The following is a 4,483-nucleotide window of genomic DNA, read 5'->3' as shown; positions in this document are numbered from 1 at the left end:
CCGGGTGTCGCTCCGGCACCGGGTGTCGCTCCGGCACCGGGTGTCGCTCCGGCACCGGGTGTCGCTCCGGCACGGGGTGCCGCACACGGCCCGTTGGGGGAGCTGTACGGCCCGGAGGTGCGCCGGCGCATCTTCTCCTGGGAGCAGTCCGGCGGTGAGGTGCAGGCGTTCATCGACCGGGTGGGCTCCCTCCTGGACGATCCCGACGGCGGCCGGGTCGCCGTCGTCGGGGGGCACGAGGTGCCCGTGGCCGCGCTCGCGGCCGCCTTCCCCACACGGCTGGCGGGACCGGACGACGTGCTGCTGACCGTGGACGAGATCGAGGCCTACGGTGCCCCCGATCCGGCGCGCCAGCCGGCCGGCGTGCCGGTCCAGGTCCCCCTGAGGGGCCAGGCGTCCGCGCAGCTGGCCCGGCGGGCGGCCACCAACGGCCACTCGCCGAAGCCGCTGACGCCGCTGCAGATCCACACCCGGACCGGCGGCTGGCTGCGGGCGGTGCGGATCCTCCTGGACGACCCGCTGGGCAACCACGCGGCGAAGCTGGCGGTCATGTCCTCGCTGATGCGCTGGCTCGGTGGGCGCGAGGACCGGGAGGTCGTGCAGATGGCGGCGTTCCTGCCCGAGTTCACGGAGGAGATCCTGGCGGCGTTCAGCGCCCACCCCGCGGGGCCCGGCGCGGGGCCCTCACTGCAGCAGTTGCAGGAGCTGGGGTTGGTGGTGCGATGCTCGGACGGTCAGCGGCGGATGTCGACGCTCGTCCGGGAGGCGCTGCAGATGTCGGTCATCGACGCGGACCCGCAGCGGGCCCGCGAGCTCGGCGAGGCCGCGGTCGACGCCACCACCCTGAACGTGGGGGTGGAGACCGCCGTCGAGACGGCATTGCGGGACCGGGCGTGGAAACGCCTGGAGGGGCTCATCCTGGACCACTGGGTGGACCTGTACATGCGGAACGCACCGATGCTCGCACAGGCCGTCGGCCGGCTGCCCAGCCACGTCATCTCCGGTCTCGGTGCGACCGGGATCGTCTCCCGGCTCATGGCCGTGACCCGGGCCGACGGCATGGACTTCATGCCGGCCGTCACGAGGCCGGACTACGCCCGGGACGAGACCGCGCAACGCCTGCGGGTCCGCACGGCGCGGATGCCGCTCGAGCCGGACCGCAGGACGCTGACCCTGGGCATCGCCGAACTGGCGCACCTGCGGCTGTCCGGGCACTTCGCGGAGGCGGCCGAGGCGGCACAGCGGGTCCGGGCGACGGTGGACGCCGCCGTGGACAGCCTGAGGGTCCGCCCCGCGGTCGCGGGATTCGCCGACCTGCAGGCCGGCATCGCGCTGCACCTGGCCGATCGGCAGGTGGAGGCGAAGGCAGCCTATGAGGCCGCCTATTTCTGGGGCAGCAGCGGTGAGGTGGACTTCGTCAAGGCCGATGCCGCCGGCAAGCTCGCGCTGCTCTCGGCGCACATGGGCAACCTGTACCAGACCCGGCGGTGGCTCGAGAAGGTGGACGAACCGCTCGCCGCCGTGCGGTGGGGCCGTCCCATGCTGGCCCGTGCGGCCATCCTGGCCCGGATCCACGTGGCGACGGCCGAACTCGAGCACGACACGGCCCGGCAGCTGCTGGCAGAGCTCCCGTTCGAGCCGGATTCCAACGAGTTCTGGGCCGCTCACGCCAGCGCCATCGCGTACTGCCTCACGCTGGACGGGCGCCTGGGGGAGGCCGAACACCGGATCGAGGAGTGGCGGCAGCAGCGGCCCTACGCCTGCCGGGCGCCGCTGGCGGACCGGCTCCTCCGCGAGGTCTCGAACCTGGCCACGCTCGTCGGCGGTCGCGGCGGGGCGGTGCCGGACTGGGACCACAACCCGATGCTCGCCAACCTCGAGGCCATGCGCTGCCTGTGGAAGCAGGACTTCGACGGAGCGCTGCGGGCCCTGCACGAGCCGGAGCGCACCAACATGCGGCACCGCGCCCTGGCGGACCTGGCCGAGGTCATCGCCCGGGCCCAGGCCACGCCGGACACGGCGGACGAGTCCGTGTTGCGCCAGCTGCCCCTCATCGCCCGCCAGGGTGCCGAACTGGCGGACCTGGCCTACTTCCATCCCTTCGGCTGGACACCGGTCTTCGCCCGCCTCGGCATGATCGACGACGACGAGGCCGCCCGGATCGCCGCCGTGACCAACCCCGCCGGGGCCGACCAGGAGGTCGTCCCGGAGCTGACACCGCGCGAGCAGGAGGTGCTGCGGATGCTGCGGGAGGGCATGACCCGCAAGCAGATGGCCACCTCGACCTTCCGTGCGGAGAACACCATCAAGGGGCAGTTGCGCAGTCTCTACGCCAAGCTCGGGGCCTCGACGGCCGAGGAGGCCCTGGAGGCCGCCCGCCACTACGGGCTCTGACCGGCCTCCCGCCGGGACGTTCCTGCGCAACGGTCGCCCGGGCTGCGCCTGCGGGCCGTTCGGGCGGGCTACGCGTCCGGGTGGTTCGTACGCGGTGGTTGTGCCCGAGGCGTGAGGGCTGTCACGATGAGGCATGCCTGCTCTGATCCGGTCCCTGCACACCGCCGTCCCGCCCATCGTGCTGGAACAGGAGATGGTCCGGGACGTGCTGGTCGCCCAGCCCGGACTGAACCGGCTGGGGCAGCGGCTGGTCCCGGCCGCGTTCAACGCCTCGGGCATCGAGCGGCGGCACACCGTGGTGGAGGACTGGCGCGACGCCGGCCGGGGCGCCAGCGGGCCGATCGGCACCTTCTTCGACCCGGCCACCGGCCACGTGCTCAATCCCAGCACGGGCACCCGCAACCTCGTCTACACCCAGCACGCCGCGGACCTCTACGAGGAGGCCGGCCGCGGTGCGCTGCAGTCCTGTCCGGACCTGGGGCCCGAGGACGTCACGCACGTCATCACCGTCTCCTGCACCGGGTTCTTCTCCCCGGGCCCGGACTACCAGCTGGTGCGCCGGCTCGGGCTGCCCGCCACCACCAAGAGGACCCACATCGGCTTCATGGGCTGCTACGCCGCCCTGCCGGCCCTGCGCGAAGCCGCGGCGGTCTGCGAGGCGGACCCGTCCGCCGTCGTGCTGGTGGTGAGCGTGGAGCTGTGCACGCTGCACGTGCGGCTGGGCAATGACCAGGACACGATCGTGGGGGCGTCCCTGTTCTCGGACGGCGCGGCCGCCGCGGTGGTCACGGCGGACACCGCAGCCACCGCAGCCACCGCAGACACCTCAGCCACCTCGGGGCCCACCGAGACCGGCGGCTCCGGCCCGTCGCGGCCGCGCGGGCTGCGCCTGGACGCCTTCGCCACGGTACTGACCCCGGTGGGGGAGGAGGCCATGGCCTGGAACATCGGGGACAACGGCTTCGAGATGATCCTGGGCACCTACGTCCCGCACATCATCGACGAGCACATCACCTCCGCCCTGGAGCCGCTGCTGGCCACCGATCCGGACTTGGCCGCCCGCCCCTACGCGGAGCTGGAGCACTGGGCCATCCACCCCGGTGGCCGGTCCATCCTGGACAAGGTCCAGGCCCGGCTGGGGCTCAGCGTGGAGCAGCTGTGCCCGGCCCGCGAGGTGCTGCGCGACTTCGGGAACATGTCCTCGGCCACCGTGATGTTCGTGCTGCAGCAGATCATGGACTCCCCCGGTGAGGCGGGGGAGCGGGTCTGCGCGATGGCCTTCGGCCCCGGCCTGACCGTGGAGTCGGCCCTGATGACCCGGGCATGAGCGCCGCGTCCGCGCACCGGAGGATCACGCTGCCGGGCGTGCCGGACCTCTCCGTCCGCCGCCCCGAGGTGCCCGAGCAGATGGACAGCCCCGACTGCGACCTGGCCGCCCTGCACCGCACCTACTCGGGGTTCCGGGCCGTCAACACGGTCGTGGCCGGCTGGCAGCTCACCTACCGCACCCTGATCCGCCCGGCCCTGGCCGAGGCGGCGGCCCGGACCGGCGGGGCAGCGGCGCCGGACCGGGGCGCCGTGCCGGTCACCGTCCTGGACATCGGCGCCGGGGGCGGGGACGTGGCCCGGGCCCTGCTGCACCGGGCCCGCCGGGACGGGTTCACCGTGCGCGTCACCGCCGTGGACCCCGACGCGCGGGCGCACGCCTGGGCGAGCGCGCGCCGGCCGGAGGAGGGGCTGGAGATCCTGCGGGCCCTGAGCGGCGACCTGGTCCGGGAGGGCCGGCGGTTCGACGTCGTGATCTCCAACCACCTGCTGCACCACCTGGACCCCGCCCAGCTCGACGCGGTGCTGGCCGACTCCGAGGCGCTGGCCACCGTCCGGGCGGTCCACAGCGACATCCGCCGCGCCCCGGCCGCCTATGCGCTGTTCTCCGCCGGCACGCTCCCGTTCTTCCCCCGTTCGTACATCCGCGCCGACGGGCTGGCCTCGATCCGGCGCAGCTACACCCCCGCGGAGCTCGCCGCGGCGGTGCGGCCCGGCTGGCGGGTGCAGGTGCAGGTGCCGTGGCGGGACCTGGCGGGCTGGG

General features: G+C 73.9%; 3 protein-coding genes. All 3 read left to right on the top strand.

Going from position 1 to position 4,483, the window contains the following annotated elements; translation table 11 throughout:
• The coding region (locus Q0283_RS03890) for a helix-turn-helix domain-containing protein (protein WP_298043153.1) at positions 1 to 2,394 on the top strand (2,394 nt) is incomplete at its 5' end.
• A gap of 133 nt (positions 2,395 to 2,527) precedes the next feature.
• Entirely contained in the window at positions 2,528 to 3,721 is a 1,194-nt protein-coding gene (locus Q0283_RS03885) for a type III polyketide synthase (RefSeq protein WP_183527515.1), read from the top strand.
• Positions 3,718 to 4,483 (top strand): methyltransferase domain-containing protein (locus tag Q0283_RS03880; protein ID WP_298043150.1); only part of this gene is annotated, 766 nt, incomplete at its 3' end. The genes Q0283_RS03885 and Q0283_RS03880, both read left to right, overlap by 4 nt.

Origin of the sequence: uncultured Citricoccus sp. (genome assembly GCF_937871995.1) — a bacterium.
In the GTDB taxonomy this organism is placed as follows: Bacteria; Actinomycetota; Actinomycetes; order Actinomycetales; family Micrococcaceae; genus Citricoccus.
The sequence above is the reverse complement of the archived record's forward strand: the minus strand, read 5'-3'. Positions and strand labels throughout refer to the sequence as shown.